This is a genomic window from Amycolatopsis sp. WAC 01416 (genome assembly GCF_003947485.1).
GTDB lineage: Bacteria > Actinomycetota > Actinomycetes > Mycobacteriales > Pseudonocardiaceae > Amycolatopsis.
This window is the reverse complement of sequence record NZ_QHHX01000011.1, coordinates 116,636-141,897: the sequence shown is the minus strand read 5'-3', so window position 1 is coordinate 141,897 and position 25,262 is coordinate 116,636. Positions and strand designations below refer to the sequence as shown.

At 68.4% G+C, this 25,262-nt stretch carries 5 protein-coding genes and 1 pseudogene (1 of these 6 cut by a window edge); 2 read left to right on the top strand and 4 right to left on the bottom strand.

The annotated features are described in order from the left end of the window. Positions 1-14: 14 nt before the first annotated feature. Positions 15-689, bottom strand: coding sequence for an acyl-CoA dehydrogenase family protein (locus DL990_RS33450; protein WP_233620654.1), 675 nt, complete (start codon positions 687-689; stop codon positions 15-17). A gap of 184 nt (positions 690-873) precedes the next feature. Between DL990_RS33450 and DL990_RS33445 the strand changes: the two are divergent. Then, positions 874-2,123, top strand: a pseudogene (locus DL990_RS33445) (IS110 family transposase). A gap of 389 nt (positions 2,124-2,512) precedes the next feature. Continuing rightward, positions 2,513-4,948 carry an NB-ARC domain-containing protein gene (locus DL990_RS33440; protein WP_125801099.1) on the top strand — a complete coding sequence of 812 codons (2,436 nt, stop codon included), beginning with the start codon at positions 2,513-2,515 and terminating at the stop codon, positions 4,946-4,948. 8 nt (positions 4,949-4,956) lie between these two features. On the opposite strand, the gene DL990_RS33435 is transcribed toward DL990_RS33440, so the two are convergent. The 3 genes from DL990_RS33435 to DL990_RS33425 form a co-directional block, all read right to left on the bottom strand. Further along, positions 4,957-5,214, bottom strand: coding sequence for a hypothetical protein (locus DL990_RS33435; RefSeq protein WP_233599021.1), 258 nt, complete (start codon positions 5,212-5,214; stop codon positions 4,957-4,959). A gap of 123 nt (positions 5,215-5,337) precedes the next feature. After that, complete coding sequence (locus DL990_RS33430; protein ID WP_125787223.1) at positions 5,338-5,757, bottom strand: hypothetical protein; 420 nt, start codon at positions 5,755-5,757, stop codon at positions 5,338-5,340. A 94-nt stretch (positions 5,758-5,851) separates the two neighbouring features. Beyond that, a protein-coding gene (locus tag DL990_RS33425; protein ID WP_125801098.1) for a hypothetical protein crosses the window boundary here: on the bottom strand, positions 5,852-25,262 show its 3' portion. The gene runs 14,474 nt beyond the window's last position; only the last 19,411 of its 33,885 coding nucleotides appear in the window; its start codon lies off the right edge, out of view — the gene reads right to left on this strand; it ends in the stop codon at positions 5,852-5,854.

The window sequence follows — 25,262 nt, the reverse complement described above, 5'->3', positions numbered from 1 at the left end:
GTGGCGCCAGCCCGTCAGGCAGGCAGGTCGACCAGCGTGGCGAGACGGGTCCGGTGGGCACCGGCGGTGCCGAGTGTGATCTGGTCGGCTTTGGCTCGCTTGAGGTAGAGGTGGGCCGGATGCTCCCATGCCATACCAATGCCGCCGTGCAGCTGGACCGCCTCCTCCGCCGCGAGCACCGCGACGTCGCCGCAGTAGGCCTGCGCCACGGCGACCGCTACCAGCACGTCCTGGTTGTCAGCCGCGAGTGCGGCCGCGGCGTACTGGGCAGCGGCGGCGGCCGACTCCACGCCGGTGAACAGGTCGGCGAGCCGGTGTTTGAGCGCCTGGTACCCACCGACGACGCGGCCGAACTGCCGTCGGATCTTGAGGTACTCGACGGTCTCTTCCAGGCACCACCTGGCGAGGCCGACCTGCTCCGCGGCGAGCAGCGCCGCACCGGTTTCGAGGGCTCGTCGTACGGCGGGTGCGCCGTCGGCCAGGACCAGTCGGCCGACGGCCGCGTCGAGGCTGACGTCGGCGAGCTGGCGCGACATGTCCAGAGAGACGACGGGGGTCACCGCGGCGTCGGAGGCCGCGAACTCGTAGAGGGCCGGTCCCTCGGCGGTGTCGACGAGAGCTAAGAGCACGTCGGCTTCGATCGCTCTTGCGACACTGGTGACGGTGATCCGGTCGCCTTCCCGGCGCAACGCGGGCAGCGGCGCATCGGGAGCGAGCCAACCCGGGCGGCGCGGCGCGCATGATGAACTGGGCCTTTCGTGCGCCGTCCCTCGTCATGTTCGGAGTCCTCCGTCCCTCGACGGACTCTCGATCACGAGCGGCTATGGACCCTGGCGTCATCTAGCTCGACAACCGCCAGCCTCATGCGGCGTGGTGTTGTTCGTCGGTGATGACTGGGCATCTGATCATCATGATGTTGAGGTCCAGGACCAGGCCGGGCGGCGGCTGGGCAAAGCCCGGCTTCCGGAAGGCGTCGAGGGCATCGCCCGGTTGCATGGGCTGCTCGAGCGGTTCCTGCCCGAGGACGCCGAACCCGGCCAGGTGCTGATCGGGATCGAGACCGATCGTGGCCCCTGGCCGGCGGCGCTCGTCGTCGGCGCTGGTCGCCGCGTGATATCGGGTGTTCGCGGTCAACCCGCGGCAATCGGCGCGGGCCCGGGACCGGCTCGGGGTGTCCGGCGCGAAAAGCGATGCCGGTGACGCGCATGTGCTGGCCGTTTTGGTCCGCGCCGACGCCCACCAGCTGCGTGAGGTCGCCGGCGACAGCGACCTCGCTGACGGGGTGCAGGGACTAACCCGCGCGCATCAAGCACTGATCTGGGACAAGACGAGGCATGTGCTGCGGTTGCAGGCCACGCTGCGGGACTATTTTCCCGCCGCGTTGGAGGCGTTCCTCGATCCGACCGGGCCCGAGGCACTGGAACTACTCAGCAAAGCTCCCGATCCCGAGCGCGCGGCCCGGCTATCCCGCAAGCAGATCAGCGCCGCGCTCACACGAGCCCGCAGACGCGATATCGACGGTAAAGCGCCGCGATCCAGGCTCCCTGCGTGCTCCGGCACTGGGCCGTGGCCCGGCCCTGACCGCGGCCGAGGCCGCGGTCACCCGCTCGCTGATCACCGTGATCCGCGCCCTCACCGGCGAGATCAGCACCCTGGAGATCGAGGTGAAAGCCTCTTTTGGCCAGCACCCTGACACCGAGATCTACCTGTCCCAACCCGGACTCGGACAGATCCTCGGCGCCAGGGTGCTCGCCGAACTCGGAGACGACCCCCACCGCTACACATCAGCGAAAACCCGCAAAAACTATGCCGGAACCAGCCCGCTGACCATCGCCTCCGGCCGCAAAACCACCGTCCGGGCCCGGTACGTGCACAACGACCGGCTCCTCGACGCCCTCACCCGCCAAGCCCAATCAACACTGCGTGCCTCACCCGGAGCCCGCGCCTACTACGACTCCCTCCGAGCCCGCGGCGTCGGTCACCAAGCCGCTCTACGCCAACTCGCCAACCGGCTCGTCGGCCTCCTCCACGGATGCCTCAAAACCCGCACCCCCTACAACGAGACAACCGCCTGGGCCCACCACAACACCGACCAAACCCCACAAAACCCCACCGCCGCTTGACAACCAAACCCAGGGATGTCTTCACGGACCCGCCAAACCGGCGACAACTTTGCAAACACTCTCACTAGGTGGTGCGAGCAAGCGACCCGCACCGTGATCCTCGTCGCAGTGGCCGGAATCGGCGACGGGCTGTCCTGTTCATCGGAGCGACCACCGCGGGGTCGAGCGGCTTCACCTCAACGGAAATCGCCGCCACGAACAGCCTGCCGAAGTCGTCGGGGCTTCTCGGACGCGCCGTCGGCAGCACCCTGAACTCGGCCGATACCACCGGCGGGCTGTCCGCGCCGCTTTGATCGCGGCGGCGGGTGACACGCCATAGTGCAACGAGCCGCGCTTCCCAGCACCAAGGTGGAGTTGAACCGGCCGGGTGGGTATGGATAATTCGGCGCATGAAGCACGCCGCCCGAGGCGAGACCGCCACGACTTTCAAGGCGCTGTTGAAGGGTTACCGCGTTCGCGCCGACCTCACGCAGGAGGAACTCGCCGAGGGGTCCGGCGTCAGCGTCCGGGCCATCAGCGACATGGAACGGGGGATCGCCAAAAGCCCCCAGCGCCGGACGATCGAATCACTCGCCGCCCCGCTGTCCTTGACCGATGAGGAGCTGACCGACCTGCAGAAGGTCGCGAAACAGAGCCGTACCCAGCCGATCGCCGCGCCGATCGCCGCACCGGCCAGGATCTACGAGTCGCCCATGATCGGCATCCTGCCGGCCGACGTCGACGACCTCACCGGACGCGAGCACGATCTCGAGGCGTTGCGCACTCTCGCGGCCGGCCTGCTCGGCGGCCGGCGCCGATCGGGCCGAATCGCCGTGCTGAGCGGACCTCCCGGCACCGGCAAAACGACTCTCGCGGTGCGAACGGCACACGACCTCGCGGCCGACTTCCCCGATGGCCGCCTTTTCTTGAAGCTCCGCGGGATGTCGTCCGAACCGAACGACCCGGCGGACGTACTGCACCTGATCCTGCGCTCGCTGGGTGTCGACGCCGTCCACATCCCGGCCGATCTGGAAGACCGGGTGAGCTTGTGCCGGTCCCTTCTGCAGGAACGCGCGACCTTGATCGTCCTCGACGACGCGGGCGACGAAGCCCAGGTCCGCCCGCTGCTGGTCGGCGGGCCCCGTTGTCTCACCCTGATCACCAGCCGTCAGATGCTGGTGGGGCTCGAAGGGGCCAGCAGGCTCAACCTCGACGTGCTCAGCGAGGACGACGCCGTCGCTCTGCTGTCGACCATCGTCGGTCCGGGGCGGGTCACGCGAGAGCGAACGGCGGCGATCGAACTGGCCGCGTTGTGCGGGCGGCTGCCACTCGCACTGCGCATCGCGGGCAACCGGCTGGCGAGCCGTCCCACGTGGCCGCTGGCGCGCCTGGTCGATCAACTCCAAGACCGAAGCAAGCGCCTGACCACACTCACCGCCGGCGACCTCAACGTGCGCAGCGTGTTCGAGTTGTCGTACCGCCAGCTCACGCCGACCGCCGCCAAGGTGTTCCGGCGGCTCGCCGTCGTCCCGGCCGCCGATTTCTCCGTGGGTGCCGCGATGACGCTCATCGAGGCGGAGGAGGACGACGCCGCCATCTTCCTGGAAGAACTCGCCGACGCGAGCCTGCTGCAGACGTCCCCGGAGAATGGCCGGTACCAGTTCCACGATCTGCTCCGGGTGTTCGCGACGGAACGGCTCACCCAGGAGGAAACCCCCGAAGCCGTCGAGGCGGCGGAAAACCGGCTCGCCGACTGGCTGGTGCGTACTGCGACGGCGGCGGCCCGGTACTTCCACCCGACCGACGGGGCGAGCCGTCCCCCGGTCGCGACGTCGTCGTTCGACGATCACTCCAGTGCGGGCCGGTGGCTCGAGGCCGAGATGAAGAACTGGCTCGCCGCGGTCAAAAGTGTCGCCGCTCGCGGCGACCACCGGCCGGTCCTCGACCTGGCCGAATCCATGCACTGGTACTCGGAGATCGGCGGGACCGCGAGCACCTGGTACGAGATGTTCGAACTCGCCATGAACTCGGCCATCGCGATCGGCAGCAAACGGGACGAGGCCGTCCATCGGAACTATCTGGCCTGGGTGCAGGCCACGCTGTGCGACCAGTCGGATGAGGCCGCCAAGATGGCCCTGCGGGCCTGGGACGCGGCGGTGGAAGCGGGCGACCGCCGCGAACAGGGCTGGGCACGCGTGTACCTTTCGAGCGCCCAGCTCCGCGACGGCAACCTCGCGACGCCGCCCGAACTGTTCGACGACGCCGTGCGCCTGTTCGAAGAGGCGGACTATCCGCCAGGGCTCCATGTGGCGCGGGCGATGCGGGCCACGTTCTGGTACCGGAGCGGCAGACTCGACGACGCCGCTGTCGAGTTCGACATCTGTGTCCGCTACTTCAAGCAGGGGCACGGCGGCTCACGCACTCCCGTGGACGACACCACCTACGCGTACCTGCTGCTGCGCTCGGCGCAGAACCTGGCCGCGCTCGACTCGGCCGAGCTGGCGCTCGCCCAATGCGAAACGGCGCTCGAACTGTTCCGCCGCCACGGTGCGGCCATGGGCCAGGGCCGTGCCCTGCAGGACACCGGAAGGTTCATGCGCCGTCAAGGCGATCACGCGAACGCTCGCCGCCGGCTGACCGAGGCCGTGGCGGTATTCGAACGCATCGGGCTGACACAGTCCCAAATCGACACGCTCTGTGACCGGGCGGCCCTGTCCGACGAGATGGGCGACCCGGTGTCGGCGCGCGACGACCGGGAACGGGCGCTGGCCCTCTGCGACCGGCTCGGCCGGACCGAAGGCACGAAGATCCGGGACAAACTGACCGAACACCTCAACGCCTCGTAATCCGCCGGTCAGGCGGAGGTACGGGTCAGGTCCTCCCAGGTGATGTGCCCGAGGAGGACGTCCTGGATGGTGTAGCGGGGGGTGGGCTCGAATTCGGCGATGGTCGTGGGCGCGTCCGTCCGCGACATCCCGGCGGCGGCGGCGATGCGGCCGCCGAGTTCACCCGCGTCCAGGTCGCGGATGTCGTTGCGGGAAACGTAGACGGCCACCATGTCCTCTTCGGACCGGGCGGCGCGGGAGTGGAGACCTTGGATTCGTAGCGACACGTCAACTCCTTGGTGTTGAGCGGTTCTGCGACTCTTGTTCCAGTAAACGCGACCCGTGTCCCGGTCACCATGAACAACCACCAGCAGAAGGACCGGAAGGAAAGTCCCGCCGGGGAACGTGGGTCAGCCCGCGCTCCACACCGGCGCGCGGTCCGCCACCGGCGGCTCCAGCACGAATTTGACCGCGCGCCCGACGACGTCCGCCGCCACCGGACCCGCCGTCCGCCCCCGGATGTGGCCGAGCAAGCCCGGTTCCGGCGCCAAACCGTGGTTCTCCAGGTAGTAGGTGACGGTGTCGGTCCAGATCCACACCCCATCGGTGACGAAGTTCGTCGGCACGACCGCGGTCCGGTCCGGATCGAGGACGTCGTCCAGCAGGGACGGGGTGACCAGGATCGGGGTGCCGCCGGCCAGATACGCGACGAGCGACCGCAGTTCCTCCGGATCCTCGACCCGGGGATGATCGGGCGCGAAACCCGGACCCGTTTCGGGGTCGACGACGTCGAACACCCTGGCCAGGATGAACTCTTCCGCTGTGGTCACCGGGGTACCTCCTGCTGACGGGCATGGATTCGCCGCCACAGCACACCGCGCCGCACCGCCGGGCACCAGGCAGAACGGGCGGCAGAACCGCCGCTTACCCCGGATCCCGGGCCAGCCAGGCGAGCCATTCCGCGAGAACCCGGTCCAGTCGCTCCGGGCGGTTTCCCCAGTCACGAAGATCGGCCTCGGCCTGCTCGGTCCTGGCCTCCGCCTCGGACAGCGAGGCCTCCGCCAGCGCCAGGTTCTCGCTGTCCCGGGAGTTCCCCACCCCTCTTTCGACACGAGCGGCCAACGACCGGCGAGCATCCAGGGCCTGGCTCAGGTCACGGCGTGCCCAGAGCAGGTTCGCCACCGCCTCCCGCCTCATCCAGGGAAGTCCGGGCCGTCCGGCACCCGGTACGAAACCGCCGGCGTCGTCCTCGAACATCCGCAGGAGCACGTCGACGTCTTCATGCCTCGCGAAGCGCGTCGTGACCAGTCCGTCCAGGTACTCCTCGAGCCTGTCGCCCTGGGGTGCCGATGGCTCCGGTTCGACCGCCGCGGGCACCAACGCCTCGAAGATGCTGGTGGAGTCCGACGTTTCGGCTTCCTCCTGTTCCATCCCGAGGTTCTGGGCGACGGTCTGCGACGAGTTCTTGATCTCGTTCCACGTCGCGTGCTGCTCGGCCACCACCGCGGTCAGTCTCTCCGCTTGCAGCCGCTCGTCCAGGAACGGAGCGGAGTTGATCTGGAACACCCGCCAGTCACGCCGCTCGTAGTCTTCGCGCTGCGCGGGATCCAGCATGCTTCCGCCGAACAACTCCTCCTCCTGCTCGACCGGCACGCCCCCACTCCGATACTCGCCGAGCAACGAAACCAGCCGGTCGGCCAGCACCGCCCGAGGATAGGACCGATGGGCGGCGAAACTGTGCGCGAGGCTGTACCGCCCGAAATAACTCTGGTGAATGATCGCGCGGTCACCCCGTAGCTCCAGGTAGAACGCGTGCGTCGTCCGCGTCGTCACCAGTACACCGACGTCCTCGCCACCGTTGATCACCTCTGCCAGGTCGGACACGGTCGCCTTCACCGGATCGGTGGGCTCGTGCGCCATCCTGAACAGCAGGTTGGCCGTCTCACCGCACACCCCGGTGAGACCGCCGTCCGCGAACGAACGGTAAATGTCGGCGACCGGGGTGTTCGGATCCCGCTCGTAAGCCGAGAACAACACCCCGAGCGGATACATCGTCCGCATTTCGAGTTCGAACAGATTCACGCCGAGGTCGCGCGCCACTTCGTCGAAGACCCGAGCCGTCACCGAAGGGACGGCATCGGCTCCTTGTGCCACGACCGCCGTCCCGGCGAGCCGCTCGGGCTCGTCGGCGACAGCTTGCTCGAACACCTTGGCCAGTTCCAGATACATCTCTTCGTACGTCGGCTTCCGGCCGGCACGCTTCTCCTCTGAATAGGCGAACCGGTGCTCGCCGCCGACCAGCACGTGCTCACCGTTCACGACGGCCACCCCGGTCAGCTTGTCGTAGCCTTCCTGCACCTGCCCGTCGGTGTCGTTGACGAACTTCGCCTGCGCGCTGTAGGAGGAGAAATCCGCCTGGTAGTACTGGTGGAATTCACGGAACAGGTTCTGGACGTCGGTCGCGGTCGGCGCCTTGCCGTCGGGCCGTCCCATACGTACGGCGAGTCTGTGCACGAAGTCGTACACGCCCTGCGCGGTCATTCCTCCCATACCGCGGAAGTAGTAGCCGAACGGATCCGAATCGACAAAGGCGCGCGCCAGTTCGAAGTCACGCCGGCTGGCCCACAGACCTTCGTTGCGGTTCATGTACTCGATCGCACCGCGATGCTCGGGTTCCAGATCATGACTGACCTGGGCGTCGCCGTACTGGTGTTTGGAATTCACCTTGTCCATGTCGTGGAACAGGATCGCCTTGACGATCGCTTCACGGCGGACGAACCGGTCGGCGTCCTCATGGCCGGAGGTGAGCTTCAAGTACCGGTTGAGCACCATCTGGGCGTGCTCGCTGAAGGTGTTCGGCCGCAGCTCCCCCGGTGCGCGATCGGGCCGTCCCGGCTGGTCCTGCTGACCGGGCTGGGGTTTGATCGTCTCGTCGAATTTGCGGGCCAGCTTGGCGTGGTCGTCGGTGACACCCTCGTCCAGCCCCGCCAGCAGCTCGTCGAGGATCACCCGGCCGGACTGGACGTCCGGGTTCTCGAGCTGCGTGCTGATCGTCTCCGAAAGCTCACCACCGATCCGCCGGTGCTTGCGGAACACGGCCGGATCGTGCTTGCGTGTGTAGCCGAGAATGTAGTTGTCGCGCCAGCTCGCGTATTCGTTCTCATAGGGCGCGCCCTCGATCGCACCGTTGACGAGGATGCTCTTCCGGGTGTCGAAGTCGAGTTTGATCCGTCGCTCGTCGGTGGCGATGGCGGACCCGATCTCCGCCTGCGTGGCGTATTCCGGCAACTGTTTCATGAACGTGTCGGCGGTGCCGCGGCTCACCGGCGTGAAGGTCACCTTGTCCAGTAGTTTCTTGTCCTGCAGCAGGGTCGTGGCCCGCCCGGCGAGCCTGCGGCGCGAGTCGGGGCTCCCGAACCTCGCCGAGTTCTTGTTCGTCAGTTCCTTGGTCAGCGCGTCGGCCACCTCCTTCATCTTGGTGAGAAGGTGATCGCCGAGTTGCTTTTCCCCGAGGCCGACGAGGTCGCTCTTAACGACCGGCTCGATCGCTTTGGACAGGATCCGGGCCTTGAACTGCGCGGCGAAGGAATCGGGACCGATCGTCACGTTCGTCTCGCGCAGAAGCCTCTTGAAGGCTTCGTCCTTGACGAGGTCCGCGGCGATGGTCTGGGTGAACTCCTCGGCACGGAAACCGGTGAGGAAGTTCTTCGCGCGCTTCTCTTTGCCCTCGCCCTTGCCCTCCGCCTTCTTATCCGGCTTCGGCCCGTTCTTCTCTTCGTCTTTCTTCTTTTTCTCTTCTTCCTTCGTTCGTCCGTTCTTCTCGATCTCCGCGGCCCACGGGCCTGCCAGCCCCTGGAACCGGTCCTGGACGACACGCAGGACGACCTTCCGGAGTTCTCGTCCGAATTCCCCGCTCCGGGCCTCCTGCCCGAATCCCGCTTCCAGCGCGTCCAGTACGGCGTCGGCGACGACGCCCGCCGCCCTCGCCGGAATCTCCGGATCCGCTTTGATGGCCGCTTCGATGTTCTCGGCGGTGTCGACCTTGCGCGTTTCCGCTTGCCCGTTCGTCTTCGTCGCCTCGACGAGAACCGGATGCGGGACGTTCAAGGACCTGTTGAGCTGGCTCGTCACGGTGGCCCGGAGGTCCTCCGCGCTGACCTGGACACCGGCTCCGACCTGGTCGCGGACAGCGGAGTCGAGCGACGTCCAGAGCTTTTCGCCGAGCTGGACGACGATCTCCCTGCCGGGACCCTGCGTGTTGAGGAAGGTGTTCATCTCCTCACGCCGTCGCACCGGGGTGTTGGGCGCCGCCCCCTTGCCGGTTCCCTTGCCGGGCTCGGGAATGACGTCGGCGGGCGGGCTGAAGAAGGCCTCGGGTGAGCCCATCCAGGTGTGGTAGTGGTTGCTCAGCGTCCTCGCTAGGCTTCGCAAGGCTTTCGGGTCGTTGCGGAAGGACTTCTGCCCGGCGGCGGACCAGGTGAACCACGGGTCGTTCTCCCTGCCGAGCGCCGCGGAGTCGAAGTTCGGGCGCAGGCCGAGCCGGACGTAGAGGTCGTCGAGTGCCTCCTGACGGCCCGCGACCTCCGGCATGACGGTGACCTGCCCGCCGATGGTGTAGGTGACGAGCGAACCGGGGAGCACCACTTGCTGCACGTCCGCGAAATGGGTACCCCGCAGACCGAACTGATTGGTGTCGCCGTTCTGGTCGACGTTCATCGAAAGCTCGTTGCCCGAGGCCGCGGCCTCGACCACGGACTGGCTCGTGACCTTCGAAAACGTGTCGAGCGGCACGAGGAACGACCGCAGCATCGGCTGCATATGCTCTTCACGGTTCGGGTCGGTCTCGTACTTCGCGGTCCATTGCACGGCCCGCAGGGGCCGCCCGCCGCCGACCCAGAAAACCTTCGGTCCGGTATCGGTCTTCCGCTGGCCGCTGAACGGCGTGACCACACCATCCTTCTTGTCCTGGTGCACGTCCTTGTTCACCGACTCGCGATCGGCCGGATTGAGGATCGCGGTGTAAAGCCGGACGTAGTGCTCGCCCCTGATCGTCTCGATCTCGAACTCGCCGCGGTGCAGCACCTTGCGGCCGTGTTCGGTCAGCAGCACCGTCGAACCGGGGTAGCGCACGTTCGGACGTCCGATGTGGACGTTTTCTCTCGTGCCGAGGTAGGTGTGGGCGTTCACGGCGTCGGCGCGCAGGATGTGCACCGGTCGCCCGGTCGCCGGGCCGTGACCGTCCCAGGTGCCGTCCTGCTTGATCACATGGACCCGCACCCCTGCGGCGTCGGCGATCTTGTCGAGGCTGACGTTGTCCGGGTTGGCCAGTGCGAATCCGTCGAGCTGCTTGATGATACGCGCGTTCTCTAGCAGCGCCCCGTGCGGCAAGCTGGCCACGAGCGCCTCACGGAACGCGTCGTGCGGCGTGCCCCCTTCCACCAGAACCGGTTCCAGGCCGTGCACGGTCAGCACTTCGCGCTGGCCGGAGTACACGACATTACGGTTCAGCACCTTGCCCGGATACGGATAGGTGATCTCGATGGAGTTGATGCTGATCGACGACTGCGAGGACAACTGCGACAGGTTTCGATTGACCGGAGCCGGCCTCAGCAGCGAAGCCGTCCCCACCCCAGCGGCATCCACAGTGGACGCTACCGGTTCGGGCTCTTCCTCGATTTCGTCCACTGTGGACAGGCGTTTCCAGGTGGTGGCGTCCATGGTGACGGTGATACTGCGTCGTCTGCGGGCCGTGCCGTCGTCGACCGTGAGGTCGAGCAGGCTCCGGCGACCGGAATCGGCCGCCCGCTCGGTCACGATCTCGAAATCGTCCGCTGAAAGCCGCGAATCCGGCTGCGCCGAGAGTCGGTCGGTGATCAGCTCGAGCAGTGCCGCCTCCACCGCCTCACCGCGTCGCCTGCCCATGACCACCGCACGGCTGAACGGGTTGTTCCCGTCACGGACCCCCACCCTCAGCACGGGCGGCGCGAACCCTTCGGCGGCTCGCCAGCGCGCGAGCGCGACGGTACGGTCGACGAGGGATTCGAGCTGTCCCCTCGCGGCGACCACATTGCCCGGCCGGTCGATCGCGTCCGCCCGGTCGTCGTCCTCATCCAGGCTGTTCAACAGCTTCGCGTAGTAGTCGGGATCTGTCAGCCGCGTCACGTCCACCGGCTCGCCATCGATCTCGATCGACCGGAGCACGTCGTTCCCGGTCGTCACCTCCCCCAGTACCGACGACTTCTGATCGAACTCGATCTCGAACCGGCCGGTCACCTCGTGTCCGGTCACCACCATCGTCAGGGCGTCGCCGAAGAGCGCGTCGGCACCGGACGTGTAGGTCTCGTGGAAACTCTCGCCCTCACCGTCCCCGAGCAACCGCAGCCGCAGGACTCCCCGCCGGGCCGGGTCGACCTCCACGACCAGCCTGCCTCGACCGTCGGCGCTTTCCGCCACGACCGGACCGAAATACTGGTTGAGGTTGACCCCGGCCGGGGAGTTCCGGTCCCCGACCGGTGCCAGCACGTAGGTCTCGCCGACGCGCGCGACGGCGTGTTTGCCCACCCCCAGCCGTTTCGCCGCCTGGTCCATCCCCGCCGCGACAGCCGGAACGGCCAGTCCTTCGCCGTATTCGGCGAGCGGCTCGTCACTCGTCAGCTCGGCCTGGGTGATCCGGGCGGCGACCTTCGACGGCGAAAGCTCCTCGGCGCCGCCCTCCTTCGCCGCGGTCACCACAACCTTCGCGAGCGCGCGGCTCCCGTCCACCCGTTCCGAGACATAGCCCGGCATCGTCGCGAAACCACCGTCGGCGCCACGCAACACCGTTTGCCGCGGCTGGCCCCCGATGACGGCCTTCGCGACGTCCGCGGGACCCACCACGCCCCGGGACAACGAGGTCTCGTCGGTGCGGACCACCCGGACCCGCTGCCGCTCGTCCGGTCCCACCGGGCCTGCCACCAGCTGGATGGCGCTGCCCACCAGCGCCAGCCGCGCGTTCGCCGCGGCCACCATCGCCGGAGACGCCAGGAACTCCAGTTCCCCGGCCGTCCCCGCACCGGTGTCCAGCACCAGCGACCCGTCCGAGGAGGAAGTCATGTCCGCCGTGACGGTCACCATCGGACCCGACACCAGGTCCTCGTCGTGAACGACCTCGTGAACGACCGGCGCCGCCTGGCCGGTCCGCGGCTCACGAGGGTCCAGGTCGAGCGTGATGACGGCGCGACGGCGGGCTTCCTCCGGGCTCGTCCTGTCGTCGAGCGGACCGATTTCACTGCCACCCGACTCGCTCACGATATCGAGGTAGTCCGCGTCGACGACCGGGCTTCCGCCCTGCAGCTTGGCCAGCTGTTCCGCGAGGGCCTCGCGCAGTGCCTGCTTGGTGGAGTCCGCGCGTGCCTGGCCGGTCCTGATCGCCTGCTTGATGCCGAAGGTTGAACCGTTGCCGTAGCCGGTGATCGTAACGGCGGACATCGGCAAACCGTTCTCGAAGCGCCAGATGGCCGTCTTGGCGATCCGCCTGGCGAGCGAGTTCAGCTTGAGCTTCTCGCCGTCCGGGAACACCTTGGAGCCCGCTGGGAAGGTGATGCTCTGCGGCCCGGCGTCGCCCTGCCCGCCCGCGACGACGAAAGCCAGGGGATTCGACATCGACCAGGTGACCTCCGGCGCGTAGTACCGGGCCTGCTGCTCGTGGAAAGTTTCACCGGGACGCTTCGAATACATCTTGAAGTGCCATTTGTCGGAGCTGCGCGGGATGGCCCCGGTGTGCACCCCGAGTTTGAGCATGGCGCCGCCCGCGGCCTGTTTGGCGGCCTCGACCTCGGGTGCCGCCGCTTCGTCGTTCGCGAGGTGCTCGGCCGCACGCAGTTTCGTGGCGAGGTCGAGGTGCATCCCGATGGTCGTCGCGGTGCCGTCGTTCGTGCTCCGCGCGTCCTCCAGCCTCGCGGACAGACTGGAAACGAGATCGTCGAACCGGCCGACGTACTGGGTGAGGTTCCGTTCGACCGCCAGCGCGATCTTGGGACCGAAATCCGGGCGGCGCGTGTAGTTCTCCAGCGTGATCTGTGTCGTGCCATCGGCACTCTCGGCGACGACGGCCGCGAAGTGATACCCCCATGCGCCACCACGGCCACCACCGACGGCGAAGTTGACTTCGAAGGCCGGCTTTCCATCGGCTCCTTCCGAGGGAACCGAGACCCCGGTATAGCCTTCGCCCGGCTTGGCCCACGCGTGTTCGTTGATGCCCAGCCGCCGGGCCATCGCGTCGGCTTTGCTGCGTCTCGGCTCGTTGTCCGGAGCATGGTCGAGCAGCGAGCCGTAACGCTCACCCGGCATGACGGGGTTGAGACCGCCTGCCGTCCTGGTGTCCTTGGCGACCTGCTCCGCCGCCCACTCCGGGCCGAGTTCTCCCACGTCCTCGTTGCTCGCGACCCTGTTCGCGATGCTGTCGGCGAGGGCGTACGTGCCGGTGACCTCGGTGCCGTGGTCGGCGGAGATCTCACTCGTCGCGCTCGGGCCGAACGGGCTCTTGAAGATCGCGGTGTCGGGGTTCCCGCCGAGCACCATGGTGGCGACATCGCGGCAGACGTCACCGGGTTGCTCGACGAACGACGCGGTGACCTTGTACAAGGTCACCGGGGTCCCGTTCCGGTCGACGGTCAGCGCGGTGTCCGTCACGACCACCAGTTCGGCCTTGCTGCCCACCTTGCGCAGTGCTTCCCGGGCGTTCTCGATGATCTCCGTGGTCGCGTAGAACTCTTTCGACTCGGTCATGGGGGTGAGCGAGCTGAACGGGACCGAGCCGTTGATCGCGAGGGTGGCGTCACCGGACACGTGCAGCGGCGGGTGTTCGAAGGTTTCCTTCGACGCGGTCGCCATGAACGGGAACTCCTCGCCCGCCACGCTGTAGACGGACTGGTACGCCTCGAACGGCCTCGCGGCGGCTCCCGCCGGGGTGGTCACCTCGTAGTCCGTCGTGATCAACGGGTCGGGCCGTGGCGCGGTGTCCGCTTCTTGACCGACGGACGCGCTCTGGGCGGAAACCCCGGCGTCGAAGTCGAAGTCGTGCTCGCCAACGGGATCCCAACCGATCACCGGTGTCTCCGGCGCAGCCCACGCTGGAGCGAGATCGACGGTGATCACGGCAAGCCGCCCGCTCACCTCCTCGGCTTGGACGGCCCGGATATTGCCCGCGGGCAGCACTCCCGGATCGGCTCGGAGTCTCCGCAGCTCACGATCGACGGCGGTGCGCAAGGCGGTCACCGTCGCTTCGGCTCGCGCGTTCCCCGACCGGACGGCTTGCCCGATCCCCAGCACGGCTCCGTTACCCGCCCCCGCGACGGTCACCACGGGAACCGGCAACCCGCGATCCCGCCGCCGCACCGCGGACTCCGCTATCTGTCCCGCGAGTTGTCTCACCTTTCGCAGAACGCCCGAGGAAAGTGTCTTGCTCCCTTCCTCGAAGGAGATCTCCTCGCGAGTCCGGCCCTCTTCGGCGAGCCGCACCGCACCGTCCAAACCGGACACCGAAGCTCCGGTGGCGTAGCCGGGGGGAGCCTGTTCCGTGCGCCAGTCCGCCGTTTCCTCCACCACGATATGCGCGCCGATCGGGAGCGCCTCGCCCCGGGATCCGGTGAGATGCATCCAGTTCCCGTTCGGCGCGACGACCGGATGACCGGCCTCGTCCACCCCCACGTGCCCGGTCACCACGAGGTGACCGGCTCCGGCCGCGCCGGGTACGAAATACACCGGACCGTCCGGAGCGACGGCCTCGACGTCGATACCGTGTGCCCGCAACTCGGCCAGCACCCGGGCCGCGAACGACTTGCGGCCACCGCCACCGGCCGCGCACGACGCGAACATCAGTGGTTTCTCGCCGTCCCAGATCCCGTCGTCCTTGGCACGGAGCAACAACGTGGCCACCTCGGACGGGCTCAGCGGCGTGCTCCCGGTTCCGGAGCCGTCCCGCACCGGAGCACCGTTCGCGTCACCATGTGCGAGGAAAGTGAAGAACCGGTCGTCCGTCGGATAGCCGCCGACGACTCCGGCCAGCCTCGGGTCGTCCAGCCTGATCCCGCGGTTTCCGTCGAGCGGAACCGTGCTCGCGGGCGCCGGGCTCACCGTCGGCACCAGCGCGTCGAAAACGGAGCCGGCCACCGGTGTGTCCACTGTGGACCTACGCAGCGCATCGGCCGTCACGGGCCAGCCGGCCGTCTCGATATGGGCGAGCACTTCCGTGAGACCGCCGGACCAGCCGAGCCGGTCCGCGGTGAGGTCGAGGTGATCCACGGTGATCGTGGCCTGTTCGGACAACCGCAGATCGGCGCGCGTCACGGCAGTCAACGCGGCGATCGCGGCGAGCCGTATCCTGGTGAACTCGCCCCCTGCCTCGGCGAGCAACCCCGCGACCTGCCACGCCTCCATACCTGTCTCGGCTTCGAAGTTGCCGAGCGATCGGCCTTCACTGGGGTGCAGGCCGATCTCGACGCCCAGCCAGAACAGATCCGACGGGGTTTCCAGTGGGCCGTAGCCGAGCTCGGCCAAACGATCGAGCAGATGCGCTTCACCGGTGCTCGGCACCCCGGACTCCCAGAATCCGGTCGGCTGATCGTTCGTCTCCACCGCCGCGCCGGACTTGTGTTCAGGCCGCGCCGCGCCGGACAGCGGACTCGTCCGGCGCTTTCCGTTGTCCGCTGTCATCGCCGCGCGCACGTCCCGCCGGGCGATCCGGGCGTCCGGTACGCCAGGCGGCGTCGCGCGACCGTGCGAGATCGGCTCGACCGGGATGCGACCCGCCGTCAGCCGCTTTTCTCCCGCGGGCCACATCCGCTGTTTCTCGTCGAGCAGCCGTTTCAGCTCACGCTGGAAGAAGGCCTTGGCGAGCAGAGCACGCCGCATCCCCGTCCGCGTGCCGTGAAGCCGCGAGTTGCCATAGCCCTCGAGAGTGACCTCCGGCATCGGCAACCTGTTGCGGTGACGCCACAGCGCGGTTTTGACGACCTCTTTCGCCAGCAAGGTGAGACGTCCGGCGGCGATCGAATCCAGCTCCTGTGTGCCGTCGGCGATCAAGGCGGGTTCAAGGCCCCGCGCCTCCGCCACCGGAGCCTGATAAGCCGTGGCGGAGACTACCGAAGTAGCGACCATGACCAGTGGATTCGCGAGTACCAGACGTTGGTCGTGCCGATCGACCCGGCCCCAGGCGTCGAAGAACGTACGACCGCCACGGTCGTACTTACGAACCTGCCAGGTTCTTCCCAAGGCGGGTAGCCGATCATGGGCCAGCCCGGCAAGGGCCTGTCGCGCGACCGCCCTCGCGTCACGCCACTGCCTGTTCTCTTCTCGGCGATGAGGTTCGATTCCGGCCTCGATGTCACGCATCGTCTGCAAGGCGTCGCAATAGCGCCACTGCAACGTGCCGGGCTCATACCGCTCGATTTCGGTGTCCAGCTCCGCACCACGAGTGTTCAGGTTCGCCCGGACGGCCCGGTCGAGGAGGTCCGCGCGGGCCCTCGCTCCACGCGTGATCTCGATGTTGAGCTGCTCTTGGTCATCGTCGGAGTTGAGGACGACCGCGCTGAGATGGTAGCCCCAGGTCGTACTGTTCGACGTCGGCACCTGAGTCGAGTAGATCATGCTGTAGTCGGGCCCGTCCTTGCCGGGAACGGCGATCGACTGGGCGACATACGCCTCACCAGGAGCGGCCCACGCGTATTGGTTCACCCCCAGAACCGCGGCCGCCCGATCGAGACGGGCACGCGTGTCCGTGCCGGTCCGCAGGGCCTTTCCGTATTCCTTGCCCGGTTGCGGGCTGTTGATACCCGCGGACGTCATCGCCGCGGCGACCTGATGGGAGTCGATGACCGAATCGGCGCCGGGGTCTCCGGCGAATTTCGCCAGCGCGTCCGCGATCTCGTGAGTACCGTGATAGAGCAGCGCTCCACCATCACGCATCGGGCCGAGCACAGGCGGGCCCTCGGCAGGCCGTAGTACCGCTTGCCGGGGCGGCGCCCCCATGATCGCGCCGGCGAACTCACTGCACACCGCGGAGGGCGAGTCCCGGAAATAGGGTTTGACCATTACCAGTGTCCGCCCACCGGCTCGCACCTTGTTACCGGGATTGGTTTCGAGAGTGACCTTGCTACCGATCTCGGCGAGCCGCATATTGGCGGCATCGACTCGCTCCTGCGTCGCGTAGAACTCCATGAAATGCCCCCGATGCGACACTTCGGGCATCCCGAACGTGTTGTCCCCGGAGAATTCGATCAGCGGGTGCTCGACGACCTCACGGCGAATTTCCGGTACGACAAAGGGAAACTCCTCGATCTCCGTCACGCTGCCGTAATGCTCGAACCGGGTGAACGGCGGCTCGGATCCGTCCGACTCGATCTCGTACTCGAGCGTACTTCCCGTCGATACCGGGGCGGACGAGGCAACGGGCACCGCGGCGGCGGCCTCGGTGTCGCCGTTCTCCGCGCCGTCCTCCAGGATTTCTTGCAACGCGTCCCAGTACCCGTCCGAAGGCCGCTCCATGGCGAGTTCGCGCAGCTCGTCGAACCTCGTCTCCGGAGAGTCCACACGGGACACTTCGGGGTCATCGTCCTCAAAGGACACTGGTCGCGGCGGCGTCCCGGGCGCGAACCGGATCAGCGGTTCGCCCGCCTCGTCGACGTCGACACCGGCGGGAATACCGGCACGGCCCAGCGGTGTCGTGTGGACGGCGGAACCGAGCAGCGGCGCGTCCTGCTCGGTGTCGTCGGTCAGCATCGAGCTGTCGCCGTCCGGAAGGCGAATGTGCCGCGAGCCGGTTCCGATCAACGACACCCAGCCGTCCGGAGTCTTCGTCTGGACGACACCGCCGAAGACGCGGTGGCCTGCCGGGAGGGTGTCCGCTTGGCTGGTGTACTCCTCCCAGCGCTGATAGTAACGGCGAGTGACCCTGACTCGGACCTCGGGCGAAAGCTCGGCCAGGTTCGGGCGCTGCGGCGCGAACCTGGCGGCCAGGCCGATGGCCTCCGCCGGCATGCCGAGGTGGACGTCCCAGGTGGTGACCGTCCTGGCGGCCAGCCCGGCGGGCGCGGGCCGGGCGCCCTGGAGCGCGTGACGGAGCGCGTCCGGGTTCACCGGCCGTACGTCGAACGTGGTTCCGGCGGAATCCGCCGTCTTCTGGAAACGGCGCTGCGACGCCGTGTCGAGTCCGTAGTCCCGCTCGATCTCCGTCGGGGTCGGCATCCGTTCGGCACCGATCTCCGCGCTGAACGAGACTTCGCCCCACTCAACCGTGCTCAACGTGTCGCCGAACAGCGAGTGCTCCAACCCTGCGTCGGGCCGTCCCCGCCGTCGCTGTTCCAGCACGATGGACAACCGCTCGGCGAACTCGGCCCTCGGCAGGTGCACCGGCTCACCCTCGCCCCGGCGCACGGTGACCTGATCACCGATGTCCAGCCGCCAGGCCCGCTCCGGGCCGGTACTGATCCGGAGGGTCCGGTTCCCTGGTGCGGCAACGTGTTCGAGAAGTTCGTCGGAGGTGACCCCGGCCGGTTCGCCGAACGTCGTGCCGTCACCGGAGTCCGCCGCCGGAATGATCGTGGACACGAGGACGCCGGGCTCCGTGCCGGAGGCGATCACCCGCAGCCGGACATCGTTCCCGGAGAAGAACGACCGCAGCTTCCTGACGATCGCCGCCAGTCGCGAATCCCCGCGCCTGCCCCGCACCTCCACCGGCGGCGGCGACGGCCGCGCGGTGATCAGCCGGGCGAACTCGCCGAGCTTCGCCTGCACGGTTTCCGGCAGGCCGACGCCGTTCTCCCGCCCCGTCCCGAACGGTATCGAATCGGGGATGGAGAGGTCGACCAGATGGCCCTCGGCCGTCGGGACGACGTCGAAACCACCGGGCGCCTTCCGGAACAGCGGCGGATCGTCGTCCCCGACGACGAGATAGGAATCGTGCTCGGTCACCTCGATCTCGGTACGCCCGCCCTCGGCGAACCGGAACCGCAGCCACCGGCCGTCGCCGACGACGGCGGGCAAACCGTTCTCCTGGAAACCGATCCGGCTCGCCACCACCAGTTCGTTCCCGTCCCGGCCGGGAGTGGACCAGACGGCCGTATCCCCCGCGTACGCGTCCGCGACGATGCCCTTGTCCGCGAGACCGTGCAGCACGGTGGACACATAGCCTTCGATGTCCGGTGAACCCAGTCCGCACGCGACGAACCGCAAGGGCTTGCCGGCCCAGACCCGCTCGCGGGAAAGACGCGCCAGTAGCTCGACCATCACCTCCGGTGTGATCGGCTGTCCCTGGAATTCCGGCATCCCGCTGGGACCGGTATGCGCGACCACCGTGTAGAACCGCTCGTCCTCGCGGAGGCTTTCGACCGCCCTCCGCTGCTGTTCGCGTGCGGCCGGATCGGTCGCCGGGTCATCGAGCCAGATCCCGGTGTCGTCGCCGAACCGGGTCGCGCCGTCCAGTACGGCGTCGGCCGACAGCGTGACCGGATCGGCGGGAGCGGGCTCGGGCTCGGGCTCGGGCTCATTGATCACCGCCTCCACCGGACCGGACGGGCTGGGCACCGTGACGGCACGGTCCTCCTGCACGTCCTTTCCGGCCATGAGGCCGTTGTGCTTCGCGAACCGGACGAACTGGTCGATGGTCAGGTAGTCGAACTGGGCTTTCTTCGGGTCACTGACCACGAACATCCGCTCGCCGCGGTCGTCGACGGCTTTGAGGACCATTTCGTGCCCGGTCGTGAAGATCCGGACACCGGTGCCCGACCGGATCCGGTCCCAGAATGTCTCGGCGGACGTCGCGAGGTAGGGCGACACCGGCTCCGGGGGCTCCGTCCACTGCTGGCCGCGATAACGCTCTCGCGGCGTGGACGCGACGGGCTGGAACGCGGTCTCGCGGAACGGGACGTCCTCCAACCCGGCCGTGCGCCGGTCCGGCCGGTCCAAGGCGACCGGCAGCAACAAGGGAACGCTCAGCTCCCACGCGCCGGGCACGATCTTCCTGGTCAGTACCGGAACGGAGGAACCATCGCCGCGGTTGAGCCAGATCACCGCGGCGAGCTTCTGCATGGTGCGGCTCCACTTCGAGGTGAAGTCCGCCCATTCCGCGCGCTGAGCGGGGCCGCTGGTCTCCTGCGCCGCCAGCTGTTTCGCACGGTTCTCGATGGCCTCGAAACGGGTGACGGCCTCGGCGACACGTTTGCGCGCCAGGTCACCGATCGACCTGCCCAGCGGGCGATCGCGGCGGGCCAGTCGTTCCGGCGACGTCACGTCCAGCTGGTTCCGGACCCGTTCGACGACGCCACGGCCGACCATCAGCAGCCCCGCGATGGTCGGGACCACGGTGCGCACGTCGGTGTTCGTGGCCGCGGCACCGCAGGTGTTCATGAAGTGCTGTTCGTCGTGCCCGGTGGCCGCGAACAGGCTTTCCGTCAACGCGACGGGATTCTCCAGCAGTACCTGGAACAGCGAGTCTTCCTGGAGGGTGGTGCGGCCTTCGAAGGTGAGGTTCGTCAGTCCCAGCCGTGCCAACCGCTGCGGCAGCCCTTCATCCGGCCGGTAGTCGATCCCCTGCACGGTCGACCTGTCGGTGGTGAACGGATCGCGGCCGGCCTCGACGTTCACGGCGATGTCGCCGAGCACCTGCTGGAGCCGGTCGATCGACAGCGGCTGCAGGACGCGGCGGTCGCGCACGGTCGACAGGCGGAACCGGGAATTGTCCGGGACGTCCTGCTCCCGCGACGGCACCAGCGACGCCGCCAGGACCGCGTCGTTCACCAGCGACCGCACCTTCGCCCGGGTGCCCGCGTCGGCGAGATTCTCCAGGTTCTGGTCGATCCGGCTCAACGCGGCCGAAATCCCGTCCGACTCCAGTACCGCGTCGGTGTAGTTCTCCAGACGGCCGCCCTCGGCCAGCCGGGACAGCTGGTCCAAGCGGGCACCGAGGTCGTCGGTCGCGAGATTCGGCAACCCGTCGAAGACGGTGTCGTACCGGTCCTCGAAATCGTCCGCGCCGGGAAGTCGGGTGAGCGAACCGAACGGCAAGGCTCCGGGCATCAGCCTGTCGATCGACTGGCTGTCGTCCACGATCCCGTAGCCAGGGAGGTCCGGCGTGGTCAGCCTGCCGTCCGGCCCGGCCACCAGATGAGCGCCATGCTCGACGGGGAAGACCTCACCGTCCTCGTCGAGGACGTATTGCACCCAAAGTCCGTCATCGGTGAAGACCGGCCTGCCCGAAGCGTCGAACCCGACCTGGCCCGCGACCACGAGATCGTAGGCGTTGCCGCCCTGGCCGCTCAGGTTCGGCACCCCCCACACCCTGGTGGTCGCCGCGTAGGCCGAGGTCACCTCCACTTCGAGGTCGCGCAGCACGGCGGGGACGTACTCCCGCGATTCCGCGCCGAGGCCGCAGGAAACGAAGCGCAGTTCACGGTCCGAGGACCACACGTTCCCGGCGTGCAGGTGACTCAGCAGATCGGCCATGACGTCCGGGGTGATGGGCGTGCCGAGGAATTCCGGCATCCCGGAGGGGCCGACATGCGCGACCACGGTGAAGAAATGGTCGTCGGCGGGCAGGCCTTGGACGATCTTTTCCTGCAGCTCCAACGTGGTCACGTCGGTGGCGGGGTCGGCGAGCCAGATCCCCGAATTCCCGGGAAGCCGGACCGAGACCTCCAGGATCGACGAGATCAGCGCGCGTTTCTGCTCGGCGGACAGTTCTTGTTCTCCGGTAACGGTTTCTTCCGCAACCGGGGAATCGGACGGGTCGAGGGAATCCTGTACCGCGGCGTATCCGCGCGCTGTCCGCTCGATCTTCCAGAGATCGCGCGGCGGGACGACGACGCCGGGCTCGTCCTCCTGCTCGGCGTAGAGACCGCGGTCGTCCTTGACCTGGTTGAGCAGGGCGACGGTTTCCCGCACTTTGGCTTGCCCTTGCTCCGCCGGGCGTACCACCGTGTGGGGCCGGGTCGCGGAATCCCGATCCTGGTGGGCATAAGCGTCTGTTTCGTGGACCATCCGGTACTGGTCCACCATCCCCAGGAAGTGACCGACCTCGTGGGCGAGAATGTGCAGCTCGTTGTCCGCCGACCAGTGGGTCTGACCCGCCCGGCCCGACGCCGCCACCTTGACGACGGCATGAGCGTCCGAGGCCGTGTCGCGGAATTCCAGCCGCACGTGCAACTGATCCCCGCTGGGCAGCCGGTACCGGTTGTTGAACAGGGCGGCCACCCCGAGGCGGACCCGATGCTCGAGCGCGGCGAGCGCTTCGTCGTCGACCGACTCGCTCGCCAGGTGCAGCCGGATCGTGTACTCCTGCACCCAGTCACCGTCGACCTTGAACCGGCGAAGGTCATAGGCGATCAGGCCGTCGACAGGCTGAGGGGGTCCGCCGGGATCGGAGTGGTCCTGGACGCGCGTGATCGGGACGGCGTCCACCTGCTCCACCGTCACGAAATGCGCGTTGGCGCGCAGGTTCTGCCATTGCCACGGCCGCGCCGGCGTGGTCAGCCTCGTCCACTCGGCTTCCTCGTCCGCATGCGTGGCCGAGCTGTGCGCCCAGGTCCGCTCGTCGTCCAGCACTCGCACGCGGTCGTCGTGCGCGAGTGTCGCCGGGGCCTCCTCGTGGTTCTCGTCCGGGCGGCCGGGCGGGGTCCGCTCGATCGGTGCCGCCGGACCGTCCGGTGCCCAGTCGACGAAGAACCGGACTTGGCCGTCCGAGGGGACGTCCGTGGCGGCGGGTTCGGCGAAGGTCAGCGGCGCGGTGATGCCGGTGTCCGCCAGCTTTCGTCGCACCTCCGTCAGCAGCAGTTCCCGCAGGGCGTCGCGATCGCCGTCCATCACGAGCGTGACGACGGGCATCGCCCGGTTCTTCCCGTGCCGCCACCGCGCGTGGTGTGCCAGCTCCGCCGCGAGTCCGGCGAGTGCTTGTTCACCGGTGTCCCGCGCCGGGTCGAGCACGAGTTCGGGCCGGGGCTCGGTGCGGCGCGGTCCCCCGGAGAAGAACGCCGGCGACACGGACTTCACCGGTGCGTTCAGCACACCGTCGAGCTGATCACACAGTCCGGCGTCGAGCTGAGCGACCGTCTCGTCCGCTGTCACCCCGAGCAGGCCGAGCAGTCGTCCGGCGATCTCCTGGTCCGTCGCTTCGGTGGTGAGGTGCCGGTCCGCCTCCCACTCGGTCACGACATCGCCGACGGTGAAGGTGAACTCCGGGGACTCGTTCTCGACGACCCGGATGCGGAACTGCGACCGGTTCCGCAGCAGGTAACCGGCGTTGAGGAGGATCTGGGCGTCGCGGAGCCTGGCCCGGAGCGTGTCGACCTCGGTCTTCGACGCGGTGGGCAGCGGCACCAGTCCGATCCCGACGGTCACCTCGGTGATCCACTGCCTGCCGACCTGCACCCGCTGCTGAAGCCCGTCGTCACCGGTGACCCACTGGGTGAGCGGCGCGCGCATCCGCCGCACGTCGGCCTTCGGGCCCAGGACGTCGACGCGTCCGGCCGTTGCCTCCGTCATCGTGCGCCGGTGGACTTCGGTGGCGTGGCGGGACGCGTCGACGTGCGAGAAGCCCTGTGCGGTCAGTTCGTCATAGGTGGCCTGCCAGCGCTTGGCCGCCAGCGATCGAGGCGAGTCCAGCCCGACGGCCACGTGCACGGTCTCCACCCGCGCGACGGCCCGGAGCCGGGGATCCGGGACGGCGGGCGCCATCCCGGGTCTGGTGCGCGAAAGCGGCTCGTGCCAGGTGTCCGAGCCGTCCTTCGCGCGGCCGAGTACCTCCGAGAGTTCGGCCCGCAGGGCGTCGAGCCTGCCGCTCAGCCGCACGAACTCGGCGGCCAGTTCCCCGTCCTCTGCCGACCCGATCGCCGGTGTCACGTCGTCGATCCCCGCGCTGGCCGGGGGCCGGTACACCTGTTCCAACGCCGCCGCGGCGGCCCGGCGAGCGTCGGCTTCGAGCGCGGCCGACGTCGTCCGCAGCTCGATCCGGCGGCGGATCAGGACATCGAGTTCCGTCTCCAGTTCGGCGACGTCTTCGGCCACCTCGGCGTGTTCGCGGACGGCGTTCTCGCGGTCTTCTTCGCTCGTCTCCCGGAATCGGGCCGGGGTGTCTTCGTCGGCCTGCTCGGCCTCGACGGCCGCGAGTTCGGTGTGTTCGGCCCGGACCATGGCGCGTTTGAGGACGGCCAGCTCGGCGTTACGGGAGTCGAGATACGCCCGGTGATCAGTGATTTCTTCGGTGACCTGGGCGATCTCGTCGGCATGGGCACGGCTCGGCCGGGACGACGCCTGCGTGTCCGGGATCGAGAACACCCGGCCGGTCAGCCTCCGCGTCACCCGGTCCAGCCGTGCCGCGGTGTCGGTGACGGCCACCTTCAGGTCGGCCTCGGTCAGGTGCCGGCCGTCGCCACCGGACACCGCCGCCGCGCGGAACGACGTCGCGACCGGCTCTTCAGCCTGCTCGTCTTCGAGTTCGGTTTCGGCCTGACCGCCGCCGTCCGTGTCGCCGAGCCCGTGGTTCCGGGGACCGTCGACAGCGCCACCGAGCAACCGGGGCCGCTCCTTGAGCGAAACCTCGCGCCACTCCTGATAGGCCCGGTCCAGCCGGTGAGGATCGTTGCCCCAGGCACGGAGATCGGCCGTCGCCAGGCCGAGCCGGTCCCGCGCCACGTCGAGTGCGGCTTCGGAGTCCGCGACGCGCTCGGCGTCCCGGGAACCTCCCGCGCCACCCGGCGCGAGACGGGACGACAGTTCCGCGTGCGCCGCTTCCACCCGGCTCAACGCTTGGCGCGCACCGAGCAGGTTCGCCCACGCCTCGCCCCGCGTGGCCGGGAATCCATCCGTGTCCCTTCGCGCGGGATCCGGTGCGGCCTGACCGTTCGCGTCCTCGTCGAGGAGCTCGCTCCAGCGCACGGCGTCCCGCTGCCAGGCTTCGGTGATGAGGGCGCCCGCCGTCGGAGGCGGCGCGATCCGGACGGGTTCGGTGATCTCGTCACCGGACTGCTCCAGCGAGTCGCCCGGCACCGCCAGCAGATCCCATACCGAGTCCGGCAAGGTGACCGACCGGACGGCGCCGCCTTCCCGCCGCTGGTAGGTGATCGTCCGGACCCGCTGCGCGAGATCCGGATCGCCGACGACGGCCTTCAGCGCCGCGTGCCATACCCGGCCGGGATCCGGGTGCTGCTCGACGAGGGCTTCGACGGCGGTCAGGTGGAGGTCGCCGTCCCGTTCGCGCAAGCCGCGGCGGAGGACGTCGACGACCTTCCCTGCCTGCTCGTCCACGGTCCGGACCCGCGCGACCGGACTCGGCTGATCGACCACCTCGACCGGGTCGAGGTGACGCAGG